Origin of the sequence: Marisediminitalea alba (assembly GCF_002993365.1) — a bacterium.
GTDB classification, from domain to species: Bacteria; Pseudomonadota; Gammaproteobacteria; order Enterobacterales; family Alteromonadaceae; genus Alteromonas; species Alteromonas alba.
Genome location: NZ_PVNP01000080.1, coordinates 1 through 23769 on the forward strand (window position 1 = coordinate 1; position 23769 = coordinate 23769).

General features: G+C 48.3%; 27 protein-coding genes. 21 read left to right on the forward strand and 6 right to left on the reverse strand.

The window, feature by feature from the left end:
• A partial coding sequence (locus tag C6Y40_RS08765; protein WP_146129531.1) for an IS1634 family transposase occupies positions 1 to 798 on the reverse strand: 798 nt, incomplete at its 3' end.
• Positions 799 to 952: 154 nt separating this feature from the next.
• Between C6Y40_RS08765 and C6Y40_RS08770 the strand changes: the two genes are divergently transcribed.
• Both C6Y40_RS08770 and C6Y40_RS08775 read left to right on the forward strand, forming a co-directional pair.
• Complete coding sequence (locus tag C6Y40_RS08770; protein WP_105934268.1) at positions 953 to 1279, forward strand: tyrosine-type recombinase/integrase; 327 nt, start codon at positions 953 to 955, stop codon at positions 1277 to 1279.
• A 223-nt stretch (positions 1280 to 1502) separates the two neighbouring features.
• Positions 1503 to 3014: a Fic family protein gene (locus C6Y40_RS08775; protein WP_105934269.1), complete on the forward strand. Its 1512-nt coding sequence runs from the start codon at positions 1503 to 1505 to the stop codon at positions 3012 to 3014.
• A 517-nt stretch (positions 3015 to 3531) separates the two neighbouring features.
• Here C6Y40_RS08775 and C6Y40_RS08780 read toward each other — a convergent pair.
• Positions 3532 to 4335: an ion transporter gene (locus C6Y40_RS08780; RefSeq protein ID WP_105934270.1), complete on the reverse strand. Its 804-nt coding sequence runs from the start codon at positions 4333 to 4335 to the stop codon at positions 3532 to 3534.
• 74 nt (positions 4336 to 4409) lie between these two features.
• On the opposite strand from C6Y40_RS08780, the gene C6Y40_RS24725 reads away from it, so the two are divergent.
• Positions 4410 to 4568 carry a hypothetical protein gene (locus C6Y40_RS24725; RefSeq protein WP_170308447.1) on the forward strand — a complete coding sequence of 53 codons (159 nt, stop codon included), beginning with the start codon at positions 4410 to 4412 and terminating at the stop codon, positions 4566 to 4568.
• 62 nt (positions 4569 to 4630) lie between these two features.
• Here the strand turns inward: C6Y40_RS24725 and tolC are convergent, their stop codons facing one another.
• Positions 4631 to 6013: an outer membrane channel protein TolC gene (gene tolC / locus C6Y40_RS08785; RefSeq protein ID WP_105934271.1), complete on the reverse strand. Its 1383-nt coding sequence runs from the start codon at positions 6011 to 6013 to the stop codon at positions 4631 to 4633.
• Between the two features lie 316 nt (positions 6014 to 6329).
• On the opposite strand from tolC, the gene nudF reads away from it, so the two are divergent.
• The 7 genes from nudF to C6Y40_RS08820 all read left to right on the forward strand — a co-directional run bounded on the left by nudF (position 6330) and on the right by C6Y40_RS08820 (position 12728).
• The gene (gene nudF / locus C6Y40_RS08790) at positions 6330 to 6962 is read left to right on the forward strand and encodes an ADP-ribose diphosphatase (RefSeq protein WP_105934272.1); all 633 of its coding nucleotides are present in this window, start codon (positions 6330 to 6332) and stop codon (positions 6960 to 6962) included.
• Between the two features lie 31 nt (positions 6963 to 6993).
• On the forward strand, positions 6994 to 7389 hold the full coding sequence (locus tag C6Y40_RS08795; protein ID WP_240621892.1) for a DUF1249 domain-containing protein: 396 nt from the start codon (positions 6994 to 6996) through the stop codon (positions 7387 to 7389).
• Positions 7390 to 8127: a metallophosphoesterase family protein gene (locus C6Y40_RS08800; RefSeq protein ID WP_105934273.1), complete on the forward strand. Its 738-nt coding sequence runs from the start codon at positions 7390 to 7392 to the stop codon at positions 8125 to 8127.
• Between the two features lie 13 nt (positions 8128 to 8140).
• On the forward strand, positions 8141 to 8740 hold the full coding sequence (locus tag C6Y40_RS08805) for a YqiA/YcfP family alpha/beta fold hydrolase (protein WP_105934274.1): 600 nt from the start codon (positions 8141 to 8143) through the stop codon (positions 8738 to 8740).
• 120 nt (positions 8741 to 8860) lie between these two features.
• A complete protein-coding gene (gene parE / locus C6Y40_RS08810) occupies positions 8861 to 10753 on the forward strand; it encodes a DNA topoisomerase IV subunit B (RefSeq protein WP_105934275.1) in 1893 nt (630 codons plus the stop codon).
• Positions 10753 to 11418, forward strand: coding sequence for an HAD family hydrolase (locus C6Y40_RS08815; RefSeq protein WP_105934276.1), 666 nt, complete (start codon positions 10753 to 10755; stop codon positions 11416 to 11418). Before parE ends, C6Y40_RS08815 begins: the two co-directional genes overlap by 1 nt.
• Before the next feature lie 35 nt (positions 11419 to 11453).
• Positions 11454 to 12728, forward strand: a complete 1275-nt coding sequence (locus tag C6Y40_RS08820) for a YfiM family lipoprotein (RefSeq protein ID WP_105934277.1) — start codon at positions 11454 to 11456, stop codon at positions 12726 to 12728.
• A 36-nt stretch (positions 12729 to 12764) separates the two neighbouring features.
• On the opposite strand, the gene priC is transcribed toward C6Y40_RS08820, so the two are convergent.
• Positions 12765 to 13076, reverse strand: coding sequence for a primosomal replication protein PriC (gene priC / locus C6Y40_RS08825; protein WP_105934278.1), 312 nt, complete (start codon positions 13074 to 13076; stop codon positions 12765 to 12767).
• Between the two features lie 122 nt (positions 13077 to 13198).
• On the opposite strand from priC, the gene C6Y40_RS08830 reads away from it, so the two are divergent.
• Positions 13199 to 13390 carry a hypothetical protein gene (locus C6Y40_RS08830; protein ID WP_105934279.1) on the forward strand — a complete coding sequence of 64 codons (192 nt, stop codon included), beginning with the start codon at positions 13199 to 13201 and terminating at the stop codon, positions 13388 to 13390.
• 20 nt (positions 13391 to 13410) lie between these two features.
• Here the strand turns inward: C6Y40_RS08830 and epmB are convergent, their stop codons facing one another.
• Positions 13411 to 14442, reverse strand: coding sequence for an EF-P beta-lysylation protein EpmB (gene epmB, locus C6Y40_RS08835; RefSeq protein WP_105934280.1), 1032 nt, complete (start codon positions 14440 to 14442; stop codon positions 13411 to 13413).
• 34 nt (positions 14443 to 14476) lie between these two features.
• Between epmB and efp the strand changes: the two genes are divergently transcribed.
• Positions 14477 to 15046, forward strand: coding sequence for an elongation factor P (gene efp, locus C6Y40_RS08840; RefSeq protein ID WP_105934281.1), 570 nt, complete (start codon positions 14477 to 14479; stop codon positions 15044 to 15046).
• 56 nt (positions 15047 to 15102) lie between these two features.
• Positions 15103 to 16080, forward strand: coding sequence for an elongation factor P--(R)-beta-lysine ligase (epmA, locus tag C6Y40_RS08845; RefSeq protein ID WP_105934282.1), 978 nt, complete (start codon positions 15103 to 15105; stop codon positions 16078 to 16080).
• Positions 16081 to 16098: 18 nt separating this feature from the next.
• Here epmA and C6Y40_RS08850 read toward each other — a convergent pair whose 3' ends face one another.
• Positions 16099 to 16650 carry a DsrE family protein gene (locus C6Y40_RS08850; RefSeq protein ID WP_105934283.1) on the reverse strand — a complete coding sequence of 184 codons (552 nt, stop codon included), beginning with the start codon at positions 16648 to 16650 and terminating at the stop codon, positions 16099 to 16101.
• 318 nt (positions 16651 to 16968) lie between these two features.
• Between C6Y40_RS08850 and C6Y40_RS08855 the strand changes: the two genes are divergently transcribed.
• The 8 genes from C6Y40_RS08855 (at position 16969) to rplF (ending at position 23758) form a co-directional block, all read left to right on the forward strand.
• Positions 16969 to 19362, forward strand: coding sequence for a TonB-dependent receptor (locus tag C6Y40_RS08855; RefSeq protein WP_105934284.1), 2394 nt, complete (start codon positions 16969 to 16971; stop codon positions 19360 to 19362).
• A 211-nt stretch (positions 19363 to 19573) separates the two neighbouring features.
• The gene (locus tag C6Y40_RS08860) at positions 19574 to 20956 is read left to right on the forward strand and encodes a DUF4397 domain-containing protein (protein ID WP_105934285.1); all 1383 of its coding nucleotides are present in this window, start codon (positions 19574 to 19576) and stop codon (positions 20954 to 20956) included.
• Between the two features lie 281 nt (positions 20957 to 21237).
• Positions 21238 to 21606: a 50S ribosomal protein L14 gene (gene rplN, locus C6Y40_RS08865; protein ID WP_105934286.1), complete on the forward strand. Its 369-nt coding sequence runs from the start codon at positions 21238 to 21240 to the stop codon at positions 21604 to 21606.
• 12 nt (positions 21607 to 21618) lie between these two features.
• Positions 21619 to 21933 carry a 50S ribosomal protein L24 gene (gene rplX, locus C6Y40_RS08870; RefSeq protein ID WP_105934287.1) on the forward strand — a complete coding sequence of 105 codons (315 nt, stop codon included), beginning with the start codon at positions 21619 to 21621 and terminating at the stop codon, positions 21931 to 21933.
• 16 nt (positions 21934 to 21949) lie between these two features.
• Complete coding sequence (gene rplE / locus C6Y40_RS08875; protein WP_105934288.1) at positions 21950 to 22489, forward strand: 50S ribosomal protein L5; 540 nt, start codon at positions 21950 to 21952, stop codon at positions 22487 to 22489.
• A gap of 11 nt (positions 22490 to 22500) precedes the next feature.
• On the forward strand, positions 22501 to 22806 hold the full coding sequence (rpsN, locus tag C6Y40_RS08880) for a 30S ribosomal protein S14 (protein ID WP_070125769.1): 306 nt from the start codon (positions 22501 to 22503) through the stop codon (positions 22804 to 22806).
• Between the two features lie 12 nt (positions 22807 to 22818).
• Entirely contained in the window at positions 22819 to 23211 is a 393-nt protein-coding gene (rpsH, locus tag C6Y40_RS08885; RefSeq protein ID WP_105934289.1) for a 30S ribosomal protein S8, read from the forward strand.
• 13 nt (positions 23212 to 23224) lie between these two features.
• Entirely contained in the window at positions 23225 to 23758 is a 534-nt protein-coding gene (rplF, locus tag C6Y40_RS08890) for a 50S ribosomal protein L6 (protein ID WP_105934290.1), read from the forward strand.
• Positions 23759 to 23769 lie beyond the last annotated feature (11 nt).

A 23769-nucleotide genomic window follows, 5' to 3' on the forward strand; every position in this document is an offset into this window, starting at 1 on the left:
GGCTTCCGTCACGTTGCTTACGTGCTGCCTGGCGTCTTTGATGGTCATGGGGACTCGTGAGATAAACAATTGGTTCTGTGTTGCCAGGGCAGTGATAGATTCTTCGGTATAAAGCGCCGCATCGGCAACAAAATATCGGCATTGTTGTGCGGCCTTTAAACACTGAATATGGTGACGGGTGACTTCTGCAAAAGCTTTCTGGTCATTCGTATTGCCACTTAAAGCCTGCATATAGACAGGGATACCGGCTTGATTTTCACAAATCAGCTCCAGTATCACCTGGTTTAATTCTGGCCGGTGGTCCCGGCTGTAACCTTTAACCAGTTCAATGCGTTTAGTCTCGCTATCTTGTTCATCAACAGCGTATTCACCATCGACATGAAAACTGGTGATATCCAGGTGCACAGCGTTACTGGCTAACCCCAGCGTGTCGACCACTCGCTCAGCCATGACTTGATATAGCGACGACACGTCTGCTTCATAGAGGGCATCAAGACACCGACCAAGTACATCATCATTCAGGTGCTTGGCCTGTACACCCGGACCAATCAGGCGTTCAGTGGGTTTGTCAGCGAAAAAATCTGCAAACATGTGTAGGGTGCGGCTGTGAAAACCCAAACCATTGAGAAGCATGGCGACAAAGGCTTCTCCATGAGTCACCTTATGCTCATTGTTTTTTGGGATAACCGCGTCAATCATCTTAGCGATACCAAGCTCCCGACACATACCGGATACTAAACCAAGATGGTCCATGCGTTTGATAGTTAACCCTGATAGGGAGGTAGTAGAAATAGCCATTTTGCTGCACCCAAAGATGAGTAATAGATCAAAATGGGGGATTGGTGTCAAGAAAAATAAATCAGTTAATTAGGTGCGGAATGACGGTTGATTACGTTCTTCCCCCCCCTTTTTTTGTTATAAAACTTGACCTGATCCTACATCGGGAACAACGGTGTTTTTGGACAATCATGGCCTGGCATTCAGGCCTCATCAATTAACGGCCTTGGTTAAAAAGTACCTGCTAAGCGCTGGCATAGAGGTTGGTGCGGCTTGTAATGCGTTTCGACATAGTGCAGCGACACATATGCTTGAGAATGGCGCTAATTGTCGTGAACTTCAGGAATACCTGGGGCACGCTGACTTATCGACCACGCAAGTCTATTTGGAGGTAACACAAACACAGCTCAAAAAAACTTATTCCAAAACACATCCTGCGGCCATAGCTGGAAAACGACTAACTAAAGGAGAAGTTAGCTCGTATTTACATCATCTTTCTTAATTGCTCGCCGGTTAGAAATCTGTACTTCTTTGGGAAGGCTTATAGCCGGAAAGCTCTGTTTCTTGTATGCCTTCTTCAAGCTAATGAGCATTAAAGCCTAAAAACAACAAGTCATTAAAACCTACAAACCAAGTGACATTAAAACCTATAAATGGTATAACGCTAAAACCTAGAGGTGAGGATTGATAAATGGTAAGTATCACGAGTAATAGCTGGAGTGAACATGAATGACATATCACAAAAACTAGCAGATTCGCTTGAGCAATTACAACAGCTTCAAGAGTCTGGGGTTGTTGCTATCCAGTCAAAACAACTCAGCAGAGTGCACCGAGAGCGGCTATTGAAGCATGGGTTTATTCGCGAAGTTATTCGGGGTTGGTACATACCGGCGATGCCTGATGAAAAGCCTGGCGACAGTACATCTTGGTATACCTCTTTTTGGGATTTTTGCGCCGCTTATTTGTCACAGCGATTCGACCAATCCTGGTGTTTATCACCAGAGCAATCACTTAGTCTGCATATCGGTGATAGAACCGTTCCTCAGCAATTGCTCGTACGCTCCCCAAAAGGCAATAATAAACCCACCGCCTTTTTGCACAACACCTCGATTTTTGATGTCAGGTTGAACATGCCAGCCGCAGAACACATTGAAAATCTAGAGGGGCTCAATGTATACAGCCTGGCGGCTGCGCTTGTTTACTCTTCGGCAAATCAATTTCAAAACGCCCCCGTCCATATGCGTACAGCCTTATCGATGGTGACAGATGCATCCGACGTATTGTCCGTTTTACTCGCAGGTAATCACAGTGTAATTGCCGGCCGATTAGTGGGGGCTTTTAGAAATATAGGCCGGGATCTGATTGCTGACAATATCTTAAAGGGCATGCAAGCGGCCGATTTGAAAATGCAAGAAGATGACCCTTTCGCAGAGAAGGTACAGATTAGCTTTGGTCGTCGTGACGTTTCGCCCTATGTTAATCGCATGCGGCTGATGTGGGCGCAAATGCGTGAAAGTATTATCGCACACTTTCCAGAACAACCACACCAAACCATTGATATCGAAACCTACATGGCCGAAGTGGAAGACAAATACGTCACAGACGCCTACCACTCACTGTCCATTGAAGGCTATCGGGTGACTCGCGAATTGATTGAACTGGTTCGTTCAGGCAACTGGCAAGCTGAAGGTTCAGACCACAGCAAAAAACACCTAGATGCCATGGCTGCTAGAGGCTACTGGGATGCGTTTCAGGAAGTTAAAAAAGCCGTGTTAGCAGTATTAGAAGGTAAGAACCCTGGCGATGTATTGGAACAGACGCACAGCGATTGGTATCTCGCCTTATTTGGTCCTAGTGTTGCGGCCGGTATTATTAAACAGTCGGACTTGGCTGGTTACCGGTCAGGGCCTGTCTATATTCGCCAGTCTATGCATACTCCACCAAGCAGAGAAGCGGTTCGTGACATGATGCCGACACTTTTCGACTTGCTCGCAGAAGAGGAAAATGCAGCAGTCAGAGTGGTACTGGGTCACTTCATTTTCGTCTACATCCACCCTTACTTCGATGGTAACGGCAGAATGGGAAGATTCATCATGAATTTAATGATGGCATCTGGTGGTTACCCATGGACAGTCGTACCTGTCGAGCGAAGAGATGAATATATGCAAGCGTTGGAAGCAGCCAGCGTAAAACAGGATATTGTGCCTTTTACACAGTTTTTGGCATCGCTACTTTAACCAAAGAACTGGTTATAGGCTTATTAACCCGTTTAATATTAACTTTCATGGCTATTACTGCTAACTCTTCTAGCTCGTCAGAAATTGAGGATAATATTGTTGCTTTAAGAGCAACAAGCACAGGAAATAGGTGGTATACGGGATCTCCTGAGCAGGTTGGCTCAGTCAAAGTAGCTTTTATAGTTGATCAGAAACATTAGCAATTTGTCGGGTCGTTGACATAATGCTGAGAAATTTTGATGTTCTGAAAAAGCACTCATTGGTATTAAAGTGCGGAAATTTTTAGCCCACGATAACATGCAAGGGGGTCCCGGATAGTCCCTTCTGGATGACATTCAGACCCCGGATAACGCAAAGCGTTTCCGGGGATATCTAGGCTTGATTAGCATTGATATGAGTACGAGAACAAGCTAATACAACATTGTCATACCGACATTAATATTCCCGTCATCCCGGAAAGTACGCAGTGCTTATCCGGGATCTCCTGAACAGGCTGGCTCAGCCTATTAACACGCGATTATTCCTTTCGCTGCATGCCATCAATTTTTTGTTCGAGCCGTTTTAAATGAGCGGCGATATCATTGATGGTCGGTTCATCTTTGTGCGCTTCACGGTATGCCTTAGCGTTTTCTTCTTCCATTACATTGACCACAATACCAATCACCATATTTAAAAACGCGAAAGCGGTGAAAAAGATAAAGCTCAGGTAGAAGAACCAGCTTAACGGATAGACCTCCATGGTTTCGTACATTACATCTGTCCAGTCTTCAAAGGTCATCACCCTGAACAGGGTGAGCAGTGAAATGGTAATGTCGCCCCATAGTTTAGGGTTGATGTCTTCAAATAGCGTACTGCCGATGGCCGCGTAAATATAAAAGATGATAAACATCAGCAGCATCACATAGCCAAGCTGAGGCAAGGCCTTCATCAGGGAAACCAGAAGTATTCTTAATTCCGGAATGATAGAGATCATCCGCAGCACTCTGAAAACCCGCACCAGTCGGGCTATCAGTGCAGTATCGCTGTTTTCCAGTGGTAATAAACTGACTAATACAATCAGCGTATCAAACCAGTTCCAGAAGCTTTTAAAGAAATCGACTTTGTTTTTCTCACCCAAAAAACGAATGGTGATTTCTATTAAAAAGAACGCGCTAATCAGCCAGTCGAGTACATTGGTGACCTGATTAACGGTACTCGGCATGTCGTAGGTTTTTGCCCCTACCAGTAACGCCGAAAATAAAATAACTGCAATAACAAAAAGTTCGAACACTTTATTGGTTCGAACCTGTTCAAATTTGTGCTGTAGATGAGATGCCTTCATGGTCAGTTAGTTTCGTTTGAGAATCGTGAAATAAGACTATATGATTGTGAAATATCAATTTTTCAGGCCGTATCATGGACGACAGCAGTGAAAGTTTGCAAGCTAAATTAGCGCAACTGGCAGAACAATTAAATAACCATGCGCCGAGTGTTGAAGAGACCCTTAAAATTAAGGCGTCTATGGAAGAAATCCTGCAACGTCTCGAGGCCATACAGTTTATATCTAAACCCTGATAAATCATCGTGCAATAAAAAACGCGCCGCAAGGGCGCGTTTGTTGTGTATTGTAAAGCGAATTACTCGCTGTCCATTGGCGCATCTTTCAGGCCCTGACTAATTAGCTCAAGGTCACTGGCGGTCAGATTACCAGCCGCTTGTTTTAGCGTAACCATAGCCTGGATAAAGTCATAACGCGAACCAGACAAGTTAGCGCGAGCGTTGAAAAGATTACGGGTGCTGTTGAGTACGTCAACAATAGTACGCGTACCCACATCAAAACCCGCCTCAGTGGCTTTTAATGCACTTTCGGCTGAAAGCACAGCTTGTTCTAGTGCGCGTATAGTCGAAATGGCAGCCTTCACATCGTTGTACGAACTGCGTACTGACTGAACGGCCTGACGATGGGCAAGTTCTAAATCTTCACTGGCACTGATAAACAACGCGCGGGCACGATCCGTTTGCGCCGATACCTGACCGCCCTGGTAAATAGGTACGGACACATTTACACCAATGCTCTGACTATCCTGAAATGGCGTTTCGTCAATGAAAAACGGTGATGAAACTTCGGTTTTTGAGCTGCCATACGATGCAGACAGGCCAAGCGTTGGGTAGTGACCCGCTGTGGCAATGTCGATTTCCATCTTCGCTACATCCATGGCCAGACGCTGCGCTAGTAGGGTCAGGTTAGACTCTTCGGCGATGTCCAGCCATTCAGTAACGGCCTGCGGCGATGGTGATGAGGCGGAAAAACGCTGGGTATCCAGCACGTCCAGACGGTCGTGATATTTACCGGTAATCACACGCAGTGCTTCACGGGCCAGCTCGATGTTGTTTTCTGCGACAATTTCCTGAGCAACAGTATTGTCGTAATTGGCCTGCGCTTCGTGCACGTCGGTGATGGCAGTTAAGCCCACTTCAAAACGTTGTTTGGTTTGTTCCAGTTGGCGTTCGATGGCACGTTTCTCTGCCTGCACAAAATCCAGGTTGTCCTGGGCACGCAATACATCTAGGTAAGCCGTAACGGTACGGACGATAAGTTGTTGTACTGCGGCAGCGTACGTGGCATCGCTTTGCTCTGCGGTTAATTCAGCCTGGTCCAGACCTAACCAGCGAGAGTGGTCGTATAACGACATACTGAGGTCAATGCCCCAACTGGTCGAGTCAAGGTCAACATCTACGTCAAAAATTTCGAAGGTCGGGTTGCCGTTTTCATCTTCACGTTGAATGTTCTGGGTAGATTCACTGGTAGACGTGGAATATCCCAGTGAACCTGAAATTTGTGGTAACAGCGCGGCACGGCTAATTGGAATAGCCTGATAAGCTGCGTCGCGTTGTGCTTTTGCACGATTAACAACCGGATCGTTGGCCATGGCTTGTTGATAAACGTCCAATAAGCTATCTGCTAATACCGGTGTGGTCATTCCCAGACCAAGCATTAGCGATAAAAGTGTTTTTTTCATGTTTGTGCCTTCAATCTCAACTGTGTTTACTAACTAAATGGGTGATATGGGTAGCAAAATTACGCTAGTATGGTTAACGGGTATGCCTTTGCCCGAACCATGCACCCAAATGACGATCTCACTTCAACTACATTGGTGTACTTTAAAAAAATCGCATAATAAAAGACACAACTAAGTCGTAACAGAGCTTGCGCAAGTGTAACAGAATATGTGTCTTATTTGTCTGAGCGTGTTTATACGAAAATTATATATACACTCATGATCGTAAATACTCAATCGCGTATATTAACTGGTTTAATCTATAAATGAGAATGCAATGACAGCGAAAATTCAACGTTTCAACTCAGAAGACGTCAAAATCGCCGCAATTGAACCCTTGTACGAAGGTTTCTTCACGATGGTTCGCTACGACTTTTCGCACAAGAAATACGACGGTACCTGGACCGGAAACATCAGCCGGGAAATCTTCGAGCGGGGCCACGCGGTTGCCGTGCTGCCATACGATCCGGTTCGCCAGGAGTTTGTGTTGATTGAACAAATTCGGATTGGTGCGTTGCCTACTACTGATTCCCCGTGGTTGATAGAGATTATCGCCGGTATCATCGACGAAGGGGAAAGTCAGGAGTCAGTCTGTCATCGCGAAGCGCAGGAAGAAGCGGGGATTGCACTCACTCACCTTACTAAAGCCTTAAGTTACCTGGCGAGCCCTGGCGGTACCACCGAAAGGTTGCATGTGTACGTGGCCTGTACCGATGCGGCTAATGCGTCCGGTGTGCACGGACTTGAGTATGAATCAGAAGATATATTAGTCCACCGGGTGGCAGAAGACACAGCCCGTGAGTGGCTGGAATCCGGTAAAATAGACAACGCGGCAAGCATAATTGCGTTACAATGGTTTTTTATGAACAAACACACTTTGTTAGAGCAGTGGCAGTCCGGTGACCAGTAATAAGCGTAAATATGTACCTAATTTACCCACCTTGCAGGCAATCTGCGAGCGTAATTATGTGCATCTTTTAAGCATGTTACCCGACTGCGATACCGAGGACCTCACCTACCGGTTTACGGCCGGACTGGGGTTGTCTTACCGTATTCAGATTATTGAATCGGCACGCTACACCAGTACCATTTTGGTGGAACAGGTGAACGTTGCAACGCCCGGTTATCTTAAGCCATCCATGACAGTCAGGTTGTATCATGATGCGCGAATGGCCGAGGTCACCTCCAGTCAGAATGCTGGCGCACTGGCGCCTTCTTACGAATACCCCAATGCTAAAATGCGCCTTCGCAACGAAAAACACATGGTGAATTTGTTTTTAACCGAGTGGCTGCATTTTTGTTTAAATCACAACGCACAGCCTATTGCCTCAACTTAAATGAAGCTGATCCAAATATCTGACTGTCATTTGTTTGCATCACCCGAATTATCCGCCTACGGTGATATTAATCCCGCGCAATCTCTTACTGCTGTGCTGGTTGCGGCCGCTGAGCAACAACCAAACGGCCTGTTATTTACCGGAGATATTTCCGGCGACGACAGCGCCGCCAGTTATCAGTTATTTCTGCGTCTGCTGAACCGATGGGGCGGGGAGATACCATGGCGGGTGATCCCCGGCAATCACGATAATAACGCCTATTTTGACCAGACGCTTAAAGCCAACTGGTTACAGGCTAATGCGCCCTGGGTACTTGAAGGCAAATATATTCATGGCCTGGATACGCGACTTGAGGGTACGCTTGGTATGGTTGATGAGAGGCAACTGGCCAGTGTTGCAGCTAGTATTGCTACTGCACCCGATGCCGGGCACCTGCTGGCCATTCACCATCATCCGGTTGCCACGGGCAGCTGGATGGATAATCATGCGCTGCAAAATACTGTCGCGCTTGCCCGCTGGCTTGCAGAGTACCCGGTAAAAGCCGTATTACATGGTCACATTCATGCCGACAATCAGGCTCAGCTTAGCGATACTCCGATACTTGGTGTGCCGTCTTCGTGCTGGCAGTGGCAACTTTCAGCCGAGTTTGGCCTGGCCAGCGAAAGACCTGGGTTTCGGGTAATTGAATGGGCAGAAAATGGTACTTTTACTTCCCGCATACACCGGATAACGCAATAAAACAGGAGTCGTAATGGCGTCGATACTTTACCTACATGGATTCTTAAGCTCCCCAAGCTCGTTAAAAGCCAACCAAACCCGGGCGTACCTGCTACAACATTTTCCTGACACAACCTTTATCTGCCCGGAATTATCCAATAGCCCTGCCGAACTTGAAGCGCAATTGCAGGCGCTGCTAAAAGCGCATCCGGATTTACTCACCGGAGGCCTTAAGGTGATAGGCAGTTCCATGGGCGGCTATCTGGCAACCTGGCTCACCGAGCAATACGGTGGCAGAGCGGTACTTATCAATCCGGCGGTAACCCCCTTTGAATTGCTTAAAGACTATCTGGGCGAACACGAAAACCCTTACACGAATAAACGTTTCGTTCTTAGCGAAGATGATATCGGCCATATCCGCGGATTTTATCAGCCGCAGCTGAGTCATCCCGAATGCTATAAGGTGCTGCTGCAAACCGGCGATGAAACCCTTGATTACCGTCAGGCTGTAGAGCATTACTCCGGCGCTGATGTGTATATAGAGGAAGGCGGCGATCACAGTTTTGTGAATTACGAAGCCCACCTTGATGGAATAATGGCTTTCCTTAATTCGGCCAAAGCAACCCAAAGTTAGGTCAAATTGCGCTTCTACCAGACCCCTGATAACATCAGTTAAAAGGTTGTTCTGGTGGCGTCTGCTTGCAACGCTACCATTGCAACACGTGTGCAGCTCAAACGAAGAATAATCACAACAATGTCGAATCAATATAATTCAGATGCAATTGAGGTCCTAAATGGTCTGGAGCCGGTTAAACGGCGTCCGGGAATGTACACAGACACGACCCGCCCGAATCACCTTGGTCAGGAAGTGTTCGACAACAGTGTGGACGAAGCGCTGGCGGGGCACGCCTCTAATATCAAAGTGGTACTGCATGAAGACCAGTCCCTGGAAGTGGTGGATGACGGTCGTGGTATGCCGGTGGATATTCATCCGGAAGAAAAGATCTCCGGGGTTGAGCTGATCATGACCAAGCTCCATGCTGGTGGTAAGTTCTCCAATAAAAACTACGAGTACTCCGGTGGTTTGCACGGTGTGGGGATCTCGGTGGTTAACGCGCTGTCTAACCGGGTGGAAGTTACCATCCGTCGCGACAGTCAGGTTTACTTTATTGCCTTCGCCGATGGCGACAGAGCCGAAGACCTCAACGTTATCGATACCTGCGGCCGGCGTAATACCGGTACCAGCGTGCGCTTCTGGCCTGATCCGCAATATTTTGATTCGGCAAAATTCTCCGTAGCAAAACTTTGTCATAACCTGCGTGCAAAGGCAGTGTTATGCCCAGGCCTGCGGATCAAGTTTGAAGACAAGATCGGCAAGGAAACTCACGAGTGGCACTATGAAGACGGTTTACAGGATTACCTGATAAGCGCCGTTAAAGATTACATTACCGTGCCCGACGATGTGCCTTTCACCGGCAGTTTCAGTGGTAACGGCGAGGCAGCTGACTGGGCCGTAATGTGGTTACCGGAAGGTGGCGAACTGACCACCGAAAGTTACGTAAATCTGATTCCTACCGCTCAGGGTGGTACACACGTTAATGGCTTGCGCCAGGGCTTGTTAGAATCTATGCGTGAGTTCTGTGAATTCCGCAGTCTACTGCCACGCGGGGTTAAATTAACACCCGATGATATCTGGGATCGCTGTGCATATATTCTTTCTACCAAAATGCACGATCCGCAGTTTGCCGGCCAGACCAAAGAGCGTCTGTCCTCGCGCCAAGCGTCGGCGTTTGTTTCTGGCGTGGTTAAAGATTCATTCAGTCTGTGGCTGAATCAGCACACCGACATCGCCGAAACGTTGGCCGAAATGTGTATCAACAATGCACAGCGCCGCCTGCGTCAGAACAAAAAGGTCGCCCGTAAGAAGGTGACTCAGGGCCCGGCGTTGCCAGGTAAATTAACCGATTGTGGCTCGCAGGATATTACTCAGTCTGAACTGTTCCTGGTGGAAGGAGATTCCGCTGGTGGTTCTGCCAAGCAGGCTCGCGATCGCGAATTTCAGGCCATCATGCCGCTACGCGGTAAAATACTTAACAGCTGGGAAGTGGACTCCGGGCAAATACTCGGCTCGCAGGAAATTCACGATATTTCCGTGGCGCTGGGGATTGATCCCGACTCCGAAGATTTAACCGGTTTGCGTTACGGTAAAATTTGTATTTTGGCCGATGCTGACTCAGACGGTCTGCATATCGCTACCCTATTATGCGCGTTATTTGTGCGTCACTTCCGTGCGTTGGTGAATGCTGGTCATGTGTACGTTGCCATGCCGCCACTATTCAGAATCGATGTGGGCAAGGAAGTGTTTTATGCGCTGGATGAAGCCGAAAAACAGGGCATTCTGGATCGCATCGAAGCAGACAAAAAACGTGGCAAAGTAAACGTACAGCGCTTTAAAGGCCTTGGTGAAATGAACCCGTTACAACTGCGCGAAACCACCATGGATCCAAATACCCGTAGGCTGGTGCAATTAACGGCTGACGATAACGATGAAATGCTCGAAATGATGGATATGCTCTTGGCCAAGAAACGCAGTGGTGACCGTAAAACCTGGCTGGAAAGCAAAGGTAATCTGGCCGAGGTAGTGTAATGGCAAACCCGGGAGCAGCGCTGCAGGCAATTTTATTCGACCATGATGGTACGCTGATAAATTCAGAGGCGGTTCATTTTAAGTTGTGGCAGCAAACCCTCGCGCCTTATGATGTTGAATTAACCGACGCTTACTATAACGAGACCATGGCGGGTGTGCCCACTTCACAAAATGGCGTGGATGTGGTGCGGGATTTCAAGTTGTCGGCTGAGCCCGCGGCGTTAGCCGATACGAAAACCCGGCTGACCGAAGAACATCTGCAAAAAGCGCCCTTCCCGTTAATGCCTGGCGCGCTGGAAACCATGACGCTCTGTCATGAGCTGGGGTTACGTATTGCCATCGTGACAGGCGGCAGCAAGTATTCGGTGCAACGCACCCTGGAATGTTACGGCTTTGCCGACTGGGTGGAGTGTGTAGTAGCGGTAGAGGACGTTGAGCACAGTAAACCAGCGCCCGATTGTTACTTAATGGCTTTGGAGCACATGGGGCTGACAGCAGAGCAGGCGATGGCAGTGGAAGATACCGAGCACGGTCTGGCTGCCGCGGTAGCGGCAGGACTGCAATGTGTGGCGATACCTACTGAACAATCCATGGGCCATGACTTTTCTGCCGCGGCCGCAGTATATCAAAGCTTGTCTGCGTGGACTAATGAGCAATTTAGCTAACTAACCAACCCGGTGCTGATAGGATATCCAAAAACATGTTCGGCCGACTCCTGTTTATTATTGTATTGCTGTTTGTTGCCGCGCTAACCCTGCTTGCCGTGCTGGTGGTAGACGGCTCGCCTAAGGTCAGTCGCGTATCTGCGCAGCAGGTCGATAACGCCGAAACAGTGCATGCTTTGCTCCGCCAGTTAAAAAACAGCCTTGAAGAGCGCCATTCACAGCAGCGCGTTGAGGTGTCTCAAGCACAGTTTGAAAGCCTGATGGGATTTGCCCAGCGCGCTTTGCCCGGCTTTAACGGGGCAGTAGAAGTAGAGGCGCAACAAACCCAAATTGCTGCCAGTATTGCGTTGCCGGCGCCGGCTGATGACTTTTACATTAACCTTTCTGCCCAGGTGTTTCCGGGGGAGGGGGTTAATATCGATCACGTCAGGATTGGTAATCTGGTGGTACCGGGAGATACTGCCTTATCCAGCGCGGTATGGCTGGTGGACCGTTTTACCAGTAGTGATGTAGCCAGTACTGCTGCAAATCAGATCACCCAAATCACTATGTCTGATGAACGGCTGGTACTGGACATGCGGCCGTTGGATGAATTACTCCAGCAAATCGATGTTGCCCGCGAAAATATCAGTACCGGGGTGGATGAACTAGGCGAACTAACTACCGATTATCTTGCTTATGTTAATGACTCGCCTCTAGGGCGTTCGCCGTCGCCGCAGTCGGTTGCTAACTACCTTAACCTGATGTTCAGCCGGGCGGCCTCACTAAGTAAAGACGGCGATCCGGTAATGCATAATCAGGCTGCGCTGTTGGCTTTAGCCATCTTTCTGGGCGATCACAGAATCAGCGGCCTGGCCGGGGCGAGTCAGCCACAAGGGGATTCGCCGGTTGAGTCTAAAGCGCCGGCTGTGCTGGCCCAGCGTAATGATCTGGCTCGTCACTTTACCATTTCTGCAGCCTTGCAAATTCTTTCCCAACAAAACATGACCCTTGCCATTGGCGAATTTAAGGAACTGATGGACCGGGCCATGGGCGGCAGTGGTTACAGCTTTGTTGATCTGGCTGCGGATATGTCGGGAATGGCGTTTGCCCGTATTGCTACTCAGCCAGACAGCGCGTTGCGACTCCAGGAGCTGGCGCAACAGGGTCTTCGTGAGCGGGATATTCTGCCCTACATCGGTGGCTTACCGGAAGGACTGAGCAAGCAGGAGTTCCGGCACCGTTACAGCGAGGTAGACAGCCCGGCATACCGAAAACAGGTCGCTGAGATTCAACAGCGTATTGATAACCTGCCGCTATATCAGCAATAGCGGCAGCCCATACTTTCCCAATTTTGCCCGGCGGGCTTACTTCTTCACGCTGCTGACAAATTGCTGCAAGGTGCTTAATGTCAGTTCTATTTTCTTTACTAATGGCACCAGTGCCTGTTTAGCCTCTTCATCGCTGAGTTGTTTGAGGGCCTGCCAGTCGGCGGCGATTTCTTCCACATAGGGGTCAAAGCGTTTTGAGCGGGTGGTAAAACCGCTGTCGTCGGCAAAGATGGCAGCAAACTTGCCCTGTTGCTGGTGCTGCAATTGATCAAGGATCTGATCGGCATCCACCGCTTTGCGATAAAGTGTTTGTAGCGTTTCCTGTAATTGCTGGTGAACAGAATCCAAAGAGCGCTCCTTAAGTAAAACAGAAAAAAGACTAAAGAATGATTAAGGTCTGCCGATATAGCAGTGAGGTGGGCAATTCTGCCCACTTTTTAACGTTGCTACAAGCAAATAAGGAAACTGGTATGGATATTCAAGGTGCAGGTGCCTCTGGAACGTCCGGTGCGTCGCTTGAGTTGGCTTCTCTCAAACTGGCTAAGGGTCAGCAAGAGCAGGAAGGAAAAGCGACGCTTCAGCTGCTGGAATCAGCCGCTGACGTACCAAAACCTACGTCCGCCAACCCGGCTATCGGTGCCAACATCGATACGTTCGCGTAACTCTGACTGAACCTGTGGGTTTAGTCTTGCGGATAAAGACGTAAGTCAACCGGCGTTTTGCCAGGCTGGCCACCAATTTCGGTAACGAGCTTGGGAACCATAAAGCCTGGCAATCGCTTTATCACTCCGGCCATTATTTCTCTGGCTTGTTCTACATCAATATCAAAATGCGCAGCACCCTGTACCTTATCTAACAGATGCAGGTAATAAGGCATAATGCCGGCAGCAAACACCTTTTCGTTTAACTGTGCCTGGATATCGGCGGTGTCGTTTATTCCTTTTAGTAATACTGCCTGATTAAGCACTGTGACGCCCGCCTGACGCAAAGGCGCAAGTTTTTCGGCCAGTTCAGTCGACACTTCATTGGCGTGGTTGATATGCAGTACCAGTACACGTTGCACGGGGAGCCCGGCAAACCAGCGATAGAAAGAAGCGTCGAGTCTCGAGGGCATGACCACCGGCAGGCGGGTATGAATACGCAGCCTTTTTACATGGGGAATGGCGGCAATTTTTTCGGCCAGTGTAGCGAGTTTGCTGTCTTTTGCCATTAACGGGTCGCCGCCGGAGAGTATCACCTCGTCGATAGCTGGATCCTCAGCAATATAGGCGATGTTATTTTCCAGTTCGGTGTTACTCAGTGAGTTGTCGGCGTAGGGGAAGTGCCGGCGAAAGCAGTAGCGGCAATTTACCGCGCAGCCGCCTTTTACAATTAACAGCACGCGGCTGTGGTATTTATGTAACAGGCCTGGATTCGCGGTATCATGCTCTGCAAGCGGATCCTGGCTGTAACCAGGCGCGGTGAGGAATTCCTGATTGCTGGGTAACACCTGCAATAACAGAGGGTCCTGCCAGTTGCCTTTTTCCATTAATGAGGCAAAAAAGCGCGGCACCCGCATCGGAAATAAGCGACGGGCTTCGGCATGCGAGCCAAAGTCAGTGGGGTCCAGATTCAGGTAACTGAGCAGTGAAAATGGATCAGTAAAGCCACTGGCCAACTCTTTTTGCCAGTTTTGCTCTACAGTTATGCTATTTTTTTGTATTATTTGCGCCACTAAAACTAAAACCTACAGTTTTTATTGAGGAATTATGGCTAATTTCAGCACTAACGAGTTCAAAGCGGGCCTGAAAATCATGCTCGACGGCGAACCTTGCAACATTCTTGAAAACGAATATGTTAAGCCCGGTAAAGGCCAGGCGTTTAACCGGGTTAGAATTCGTAAACTGATTTCTGGCAAAGTACTGGAAAAAACCTTCCGTTCCGGTGAATCAGTCGAAGGCGCAGACGTAATGGATACGGAACTGGCCTACCTGTATACCGATGGCGAATTCTACCACTTTATGAATAATGAAACATTCGAACAAATCGCTGCCGACGAAAAAGCCGTGGGCGATAATGTTAAGTGGTTGGTAGAAAACGATGTTTGTACCATTACTTTATGGAACGGCGCCCCTATCACCGTGAGCCCGCCAAACTTTGTTGAACTGGAAATTACCGAAACCGACCCGGGTCTGAAAGGCGATACTGCAGGTACCGGTGGTAAACCAGCAACGTTGACCACTGGCGCGGTAGTTCGTGTACCGCTGTTTGTGCAAACCGGCGAAGTCATTAAAGTTGATACCCGTACGGGTGAATACGTTTCCCGCGCACAAAAATAATTCTTTTGCTGCGTACCTTCCGACCGGACAGGTACGCAGACTTACCAGCGTATCCTATGACAACTCCAGACAACTGGCGGCCTACCGCTTCATTACAAGCCCTGCGCGAGCGAGCACAACTTTACACTGCCATTCGCCAGTTTTTTGCCGAACGTGATGTGCTGGAAGTCGACACGCCGGTGTTATCCCACGGTACCGTTACCGATGTCTTTATAGATGGCTTTGCGACAAACTTCGCCTACAGCGACAGTGGCCACAATGAAACGCTGTATTTACAGACATCCCCCGAATTCGCGTTAAAACGCTTATTGGCCAGCTACCAGACTTCCATTTATCAGATGTCGAAAGTGTTCCGCCATGAGGGCTTCGGGCGCTTACATAACCCCGAGTTCACTATGCTTGAATGGTATCGGATTGGGCTGGATCACCATGCCTTGATGGATGAAATAAGCGACTTGCTTAAAGCGCTTATTGGCGCGCAGCAAACCGAGCGCATGACCTATCAGCAGGCATTTCAAAAGCACCTGAACCTCGACCCGCTAAGCGACAGTACCCAGCGTATTGCTGAAGTCTTTAATGATTGCAATATCGATCTAAGCGATGAGTATCCCATCGATCACGATGGCATGCTGCAGTTGCTGTTCAGCTATGAAATTGAGCCGAGAATTGGCCAGCAATATCCGTGTTTTATTTATGATTATCCGGCCTCTCAGTCGTCACTGGCAAAAATTAGCCGCGATGATCCGCGAGTCGCCGACCGCTTTGAACTGTATTTTAAAGGTACCGAGCTGGCGAATGGTTTTCACGAGTTGCAGGATGCCGCCGAGCAGCGCAAACGCTTTGAACACGACAACCGCTTACGCCGCACTTTCCGGTTTGAGGAAAAACCGCTCGACGAACGTTTCCTCGGTGCATTAGAGGCAGGTTTACCTGCCTGTGCGGGCGTGGCCATGGGCATTGATCGTATTTTAATGCTCAAACATGGCTACACCCATATCGAACAGGTATTGGCGTTTCCGGTAAACCGCGCCTGACAATTTTAACGGCATTGCTTAAAAAGGATTTAAGGTATAGCCCTGTTGTTGCAACAACGCGTGAGCGCTCATCGCTGATAGCGCCACTTCCACGCCGGGCAGAAAAGCCTCATTAGCATAGCCATGGGCCGCGGCTGACTGACCGCATACAATTACCCGCACCTGATTCGCCATCAGCGCATTTAACAAGGCAATATTGGTATTTTTGCCGCCCTGCTTTTGTTGGTAGGCCGGGTCCGCCAGTAAATCCAGTGTGGCACTGCCATGCACCACCAACGTCAGCTCAATATTTTCTGCCGGAACACCGCTCGCCACGTGCATATTAATAAATCGGGCAAGACTGTCGAACTGTCGGTTTACTTTACCGGGTTCTGCCCCCTTCGCCACATCAAAAGCCACTTTAAACTCAGTGTTAGCGTTAAATTCGACGCCTTCAACCTGCACCTTTTTGCCATAATCCTGAAACACCGGCCCTGTGTTAAATTCAGCGGCAGAGCTTACACCGACAACCAGGGCGCAATTTAAAATAAGACCTGAAATACACCGTGTAACCGAATGACGAATGCTCATGCTTCCTCCGCAAGTAAAAACTAATTGATGAGATATTGCTGCTATTTTCACCATAACGGAATAGTCCTGACTGATACAGCATTTAATCGTTTATGTTGTGTGATGATCATCAAAAAACTCAGCTATAAACTCTAAACCTTATTTTTAATAAGTTAATTTATTGATAGTGAGTGCTTACATTTAATGCCGTGCTACTGCCTGCCTTACGACAATACGAATAATTTCAGCGGTCACTGACGCTTGACGAAAATGGCATAATCGAGGTAATGTTATATTATAACAATAACTCTTATCGACAGATTCAGGGTCAAACACACAATGAACAAAACAACCGCAATTAGTGCTGCAGTGTTTATGGCATTCACTGCCCAGGTTGCTATGGCGACTACCATTAAGGGCAAAGTGACTAACGAAGCCGGCGAGGCTGTCGCTGGCGCTGAAGTGCGCATAGAGGGCTCTAAACAAGTTACTTATACCGATGCGCAGGGTAATTATGAATTTAAAGGCGTACAGGTGCCTCATGTGCATTTGCATGTGTATTCGCCGGATTATGTGCATGGCGATAACGACCTTGGCGATATCAACAGCGATCAGGTAGCAGACTTCGTACTGACGCCAGTTTCAGTTGAAAACATTGTAGTCACCGCTAGTGTGCTGGGCTCTTCTGTGCTCGAGTCGGTAACCCCGGTATCGGTAATAGATGAATATAAACTGAGAAAAATTCAGGCCGAAACCCTTGGCGAAACGTTAAAAAACACTCCCGGGGTGCACAGCACTTACTTCGGCCCTGTTGCCAGTAGCCCGGTAATACGCGGTAATGATGGTCCACGGGTTAAGATTGTGCAGAATGGTCTGGATGTGTCCGACGTATCGCGTATTGGCCCGGACCATAACGTAGCGGCCAACAGCACCAGTGCGACCCAGGTTGAAGTACTGCGCGGCCCGGCTACTCTGCAATATGGCAGTGGCGCTATCGGCGGCGTGGTGAACGTGGTGGATAACCGCATCCCTCGCGAAGTACCTACCAGCCTTGAGGGCGATGTAGAAGCCAACTATGCCACCGTAAACGACGGCAAGTTTGGCCGCTTTAACCTGACTGGCGGACAAAAAAATATCGCCTTTCATGTAGATGGTTTTAAGCGTAAAACCGACAACGCGGATATTCCGGGGTACGCATCGGTAATACCCGATGAAGATGAGCAACCGGGCACCCTGGAAAGCAGTGCAATGGATACCACCAATCTCACGGCGGGTCTGTCGTTGGTAGACGAAGAAGGTTACTTTGGCTTCTCGGTAGAAAAGCTTGATAATTTTTATGGCGTGCCGGGTCACAGCCACCATCATGAAGAAGAGCATGAAGGTGAAACCGAAGAAGAACATGCCGAGCATGCAGGTGAGGAGGGAACTAACCTGGATGTAGACATGACCCGTTACCAGGCGGCCGGTGAGTGGTACTCACCGTATACGGGCATCAGCTCACTTAAATTTGGCGCTGCCTATACGGATTACGAGCATGTAGAGATTGAAGATGGTCAGGTTGGCACTCGCTTTACCAATCAGGGCAGCGATATTCGACTGGCAGCTACCCACGCAGACATTGATGCCTGGCACGGGGTGTTTGGCTTGCAATACCATAACAGTGACTACACCGCAGAAGGTGATGAGGCCTACACACCACCCACCGAAACCGAAAGCATGGCATTGTTTTTAGTAGAGCAGAAGAAGTTTGGCTCAGTGATCCTTGAGTTGGGCGGGCGTCTGGAGAGAACAACCTACAATGCAGATAGCATCGATTTTGAATTAGAGGTGGCTGAACACGAAGAGCACGAGTTGGCATTCAACTTTGACGAATATGCTTTTACCAGTAGCTCTCTGTCAGCAGGCTTAAACTGGGAGTATATACCAGGCTACTCGGTAGCACTGACCTTATCTCGCAACGAACGGGCACCGAGTATGCAGGAGCTATTCTCGGCCGGCCAGCATCTGGCAACGCAAACCTTCGAGGTAGGCCTGGTTTACGACATGGACGAAGAGGGCGAAGTGTCTGAAAACCTGCGCAGCGTGAAAGAAGAGGTGAGTAACAATATTGATCTGACTTTCCGTAAGTTCAGTGGTGACAGCGGTTACACCCTTTCTTTCTTCTACAACCAGGCTGATGATTATATCTATCAGAGTGCCACCGGCCTGACGGCACTTTCGCATGCTCATGAAGAAGAGGAAAATGGCGTTGATGAGATAGAAGCGCACGACGAGCACGCAGAAGAAGGCACGCCGGTGTACTACTTCAACCAGGACGATGCCACCATCTACGGTATGGAAGCAGAAGGTTTTGTCGATCTTAACCTCAACTGGCGGATAAGCGTGTTTGGCGATTATATCCGAGCCAAAATCGACTCGGATAACCTGCCACGCATTCCGCCCCTGCGGTTAGGCTCTACCATCAGTTATGAAGGTGAAGCGTTAAGCTCAGCGCTATCGGTAGTGTGGTATGACGACCAGACCAAAACCACCGAATATGAAACCTCCACAGAGGGTTACACCCTGGTGAATGCCTCGGTAGATTATCGTTTGTCTGATACGCAGGACTGGACGGTATACGTAAGAGCCAACAACCTGTTTGATAAAGAAGCCCGGGTACATACGTCATTTTTGAAAGATCAGACGCCATTGCCCGGTCGTAATTTTACACTGGGCACGCGTTTTAGTTTTTAAGCTGAGCGTACCTGGGACATTTCACTTCATTCCCATTTTAGCGGCCACCCGGCCGCTTTTTTTTGGCCTTTCTTAGGGTTGAATATGAAAAATTACGCCGCCAACGAAAAGAAGTGTTAAGGAATGCAAAGCTGCGCGAGGCTGGCGAACCAACTTCGCAATGGGGCGTCTGTTGAGATGACTTTTGATTATCTCAAGGAAGCAATACCTCATGTTCACCCATTTTAAAATAATAATGCGCCTGGCAATGGCTGCACTGCTTACTGTGCTGTTAACGGCTTGCGGGGGCTCAGGCAGTTCTACCAACAGCGACTACGATGAAGCTTACCTGCACTTTTACAACGGGTCGCCAAATGGCGCCACGGTTTACATGCGGGAAGTGGATGGCTCGGATCTTGGCTACGCTCAATTTGGCGATGCCAGTGCGCTCATTTCCGGTGAAAAGGGCGATTTGGAGCTCGAATTTTATCGCATCGACAGCGACGACCAGGAAGTGGTGATCGATACCATCACCGTTACCCTAAAAACGTCATACAAAACGCTGGTAGTGTTGAGTGGTGACTTTGAAGCACCGGTATTTGATACCTACGAATATTTCCGTGAATCGCTGGAAGACCATTTCCGTCTGATGGCCACCTCCACCATGTTCGATAGCACCACCACCTTCGATTTGTATATGAGCGATTCGGGCGACCCTTTCGAAGCGGCTAACTATCTGGGTACGATCACCAGTGGTGAACTTACCGAATACACGTACTGGGACGGCGATGACGACAGCGACGATTTTAATGAAGACGAATACACCATCTACCTTACTGAACCTGGCTCTGATGAAGTAATATTTGAAACACCCACCCTCAGCCTGGCCTATAACACAGAATACGTGCTGATTACCCGCGACTTATCCGGTGCTATTCAAAACGGTATGGCGCTTGATGTGTTACTAAACTCAACTACCGTTTACGAAGTGACCGATGTAGACGCTACGTCTCAGTATCGAATCTACAACAGCCTGAATATCGACTCCCCGGTTACCGTTACCTTTACCGGTGACAACGAAGCACAAGCCATAAGCGTAGAACTTGCGCCCGGCGAGGTGGGGGAGTTTACCGAAGTAGAATACGGTGACTACCGGATTACCGCCAGTATTGCCGATAACAGCCTGACCACCATGAACAACAAGCTGATAACGCTTAATCAGAGTGAAAGTAAGGCTATTGTGCTCTACCAAAACGAGTCGTCACTGGCATCACTTAGCTTTGTGGAGAGTTCGGCATCGCAGGCTTACGATAAAACCATCAACTATGTAAATCTGGTAGATGATTATGCTGACGTTGATTTTTACATGGTACGGCATGATGAAACCATTGATACCGCCGAATACAGCACTCAGCATATTGGCTTTGCCGAGACCAATTCAGATGTAGTGCCAGCGGACTATTACGAAGTCATTGCCGTGCATGAGGACAGTAATGAGGAACAATATTTGTTATTCAGGTATCCGCTGTACGGCTTTAATGAAACCAAAAACTATTTTATTTCCGTTGAGCCAGCTGAAACGAGCTCTGGTTATGAAATAAAGATCGTAAATTAAGCCAAAATCGACTATATTAAGCACCTTCGGCCGGCTGTTTCATTACGCATCCGGCCAGTAAATTCCGGCATCTGCGCCCATTGGAAAGATATTTTAACAGTTAAACGCATAAAACCCGCGATTAGCTAAAAATAATTCAAATTGCCGCTACACTCCCCCCATCTTTTCTGTTATTATTTCGCGCCCTTTTTAGCTGGGTATGGTTTAAAAATGGTCAAAAAGATCGTTTTTAACGCAATCGGAGACTCGAGAGAGTCATAATTAACAGCGGAGCATTAATCATGATCCAAATGCAAACTAACCTGGATGTTGCCGACAACAGCGGCGCTCGCAGGGTTCAGTGTATTAAGGTTCTTGGTGGCTCGCATCGCCGTTATGCAGGTATCGGTGACATCATCAAAGTTACTGTTAAGGAAGCAATTCCTCGCGGTAAAGTAAAAAAAGGTGATGTACTGAACGCAGTGGTGGTGCGTACTAGAAAAGGCATTCGTCGTGCAGATGGTTCTACCATCCGTTTCGATAGTAATGCGGCTGTTTTGCTTAATGCAAACAAGCAACCAATTGGTACGCGTATCTTTGGACCGGTAACCCGTGAGCTGAGAAGTGATAACTTCATGAAGATCATCTCACTGGCCCCAGAGGTACTATAAGGAGTCACGATAATGGCTAATAAAATTCGTCGTGATGATGAAGTAGTCGTATTAGCGGGTAAAGATAAAGGCAAGCAAGGCAAAGTCGTGCGTGTGCTTAATTCTGATGACCGTGTAGTCGTTGAAGGTGTAAATCTTGTCAAGAAACACCAAAAGCCTAACCCACAACTGGGTGAAGCTGGCGGTATCGTTGAGAAAGAAGCATCTATTCACGTTTCTAATGTTGCGGTAGTTAACCCGGCAACGGGTAAAGCTGATCGCGTTGGTTTCCGTACAGAAGACGGTAAGAAAGTTCGTTTCTTTAAGTCTAACGGCGAACTCGTTTAATTTATTGGAGAGTACGATGGCGAAACTGCATGATTTCTATAAAGAAACAGTAGTAGCTGAACTTGCGAAGCAGTTCGGATACAAAAGCGTCATGCAAGTCCCTCGGATTGAAAAAATCACTCTAAACATGGGTTTAGGTGAAGCAGTTGCTGACAAGAAAGTTCTTGAGCACGCGACAGCAGATATGACTGCTATCGCTGGCCAAAAGCCAATTGTTACAGTTGCACGTAAATCAGTAGCGGGTTTTAAAATCCGTGAAGGTTATCCGATTGGCTGTAAAGTAACCCTGCGCGGCGAGCGCATGTGGGAATTCTTAGAGCGCTTAATTTCGATTGCAATTCCACGTATCCGTGACTTCCGTGGTCTGAACGCTAAGTCGTTCGACGGACGTGGTAACTACAGCATGGGTGTGCGCGAACAAATCATCTTCCCTGAAATCGATTTCGATAAGGTAGATAAAGTTCGTGGTATGGATATTACCATCACTACCAGTGCTGGCACTGACGAAGAAGCGCGCGCATTACTTAGTGCGTTCAACTTCCCATTCAGAAAATAAGGTGTAGGGTTATGGCAAAAGAATCAATGAAGGCTCGTGAAGTAAAGCGTGCAAAGCTTGTTGCTAAGTATGCTGAAAAACGTGCTGCGCTTAAAGCGATTATCAGCGATGTTAACGCCTCTGAAGAAGAGCGTTGGGATGCTGTATTGAAGCTGCAACAATTACCACGTGACAGCGCCAAGTCTCGTCAGCAAAACCGCTGCCGTGTTACTGGTCGTCCACATGGTTTCCTACGTAAGTTCGGTCTGAGCCGTATCAAGCTGCGTGAAGCGGCGATGCGCGGTGAAGTCCCTGGCTTGAAAAAAGCCAGCTGGTAAGGAGTAGCTGATATGAGCATGCAAGATCCTATCGCGGATATGTTTACCCGCATCCGTAACGGCCAGATGGCACAGAAAGTTTCTGTACTTATGCCTTCTTCTAAGCAACGTGTAGCAATTGCTGGCGTACTTAAAGCTGAAGGTTATATCACAGACTTCGCTGTATCTGGTGACGTTAAGCCTGTTTTAGAAGTGACTCTTAAGTACTTCGAAGGCAAGCAAGTAATCGACACTATTGAACGTGTAAGCCGTCCTGGTCTGCGCATCTATAAGAAAAAAGATGAGCTGCCAAAAGTAATGGGTGGTTTAGGTGTTGCTATCGTGTCAACTTCTAAAGGTGTGATGACTGACCGTGCTGCGCGTAAAGCAGGCATGGGCGGTGAGATCATCGGTTATGTAGCGTAACGGAGGAGTTGAAATGTCACGTGTAGCAAAGGCCCCTGTTGACCTCGCCTCTGGCGTAGAGATCTCTATCTCAGGTCAAGAAGTCACAATCAAAGGTAAAAACGGTACATTAACCCGCGTATTTAACGACGCAGTTGAAGTAGTACAGGAAGAGAACCAGGTTAAGGCGTTACCTCGTGAAGGTTTCCCTGATGGCTGGGCTCAGGCTGGTACTGTTCGCGCGCTGTTAAATTCAATGGTTGTTGGTGTAACGCAAGGTTTTGAGAAAAAACTGCAGCTGAATGGTGTTGGTTACCGTGCGCAGGCACAAGGTAACAAACTAAACCTGACACTGGGTTTCTCTCACCCTGTAGCATACGAAATGCCTCAGGGCATCACAGTTGAAACTCCTAGCCAAACTGAAATCGTCGTGAAAGGCGCCGATAAGCAGGTCGTTGGGCAGGTTGCGGCGAACATCCGCGCGTACCGTCCACCAGAGCCTTACAAAGGTAAAGGTGTTCGTTATGCAGACGAGCATGTACGTCGTAAAGAAGCTAAGAAAAAGTAGGTGGGTGATAC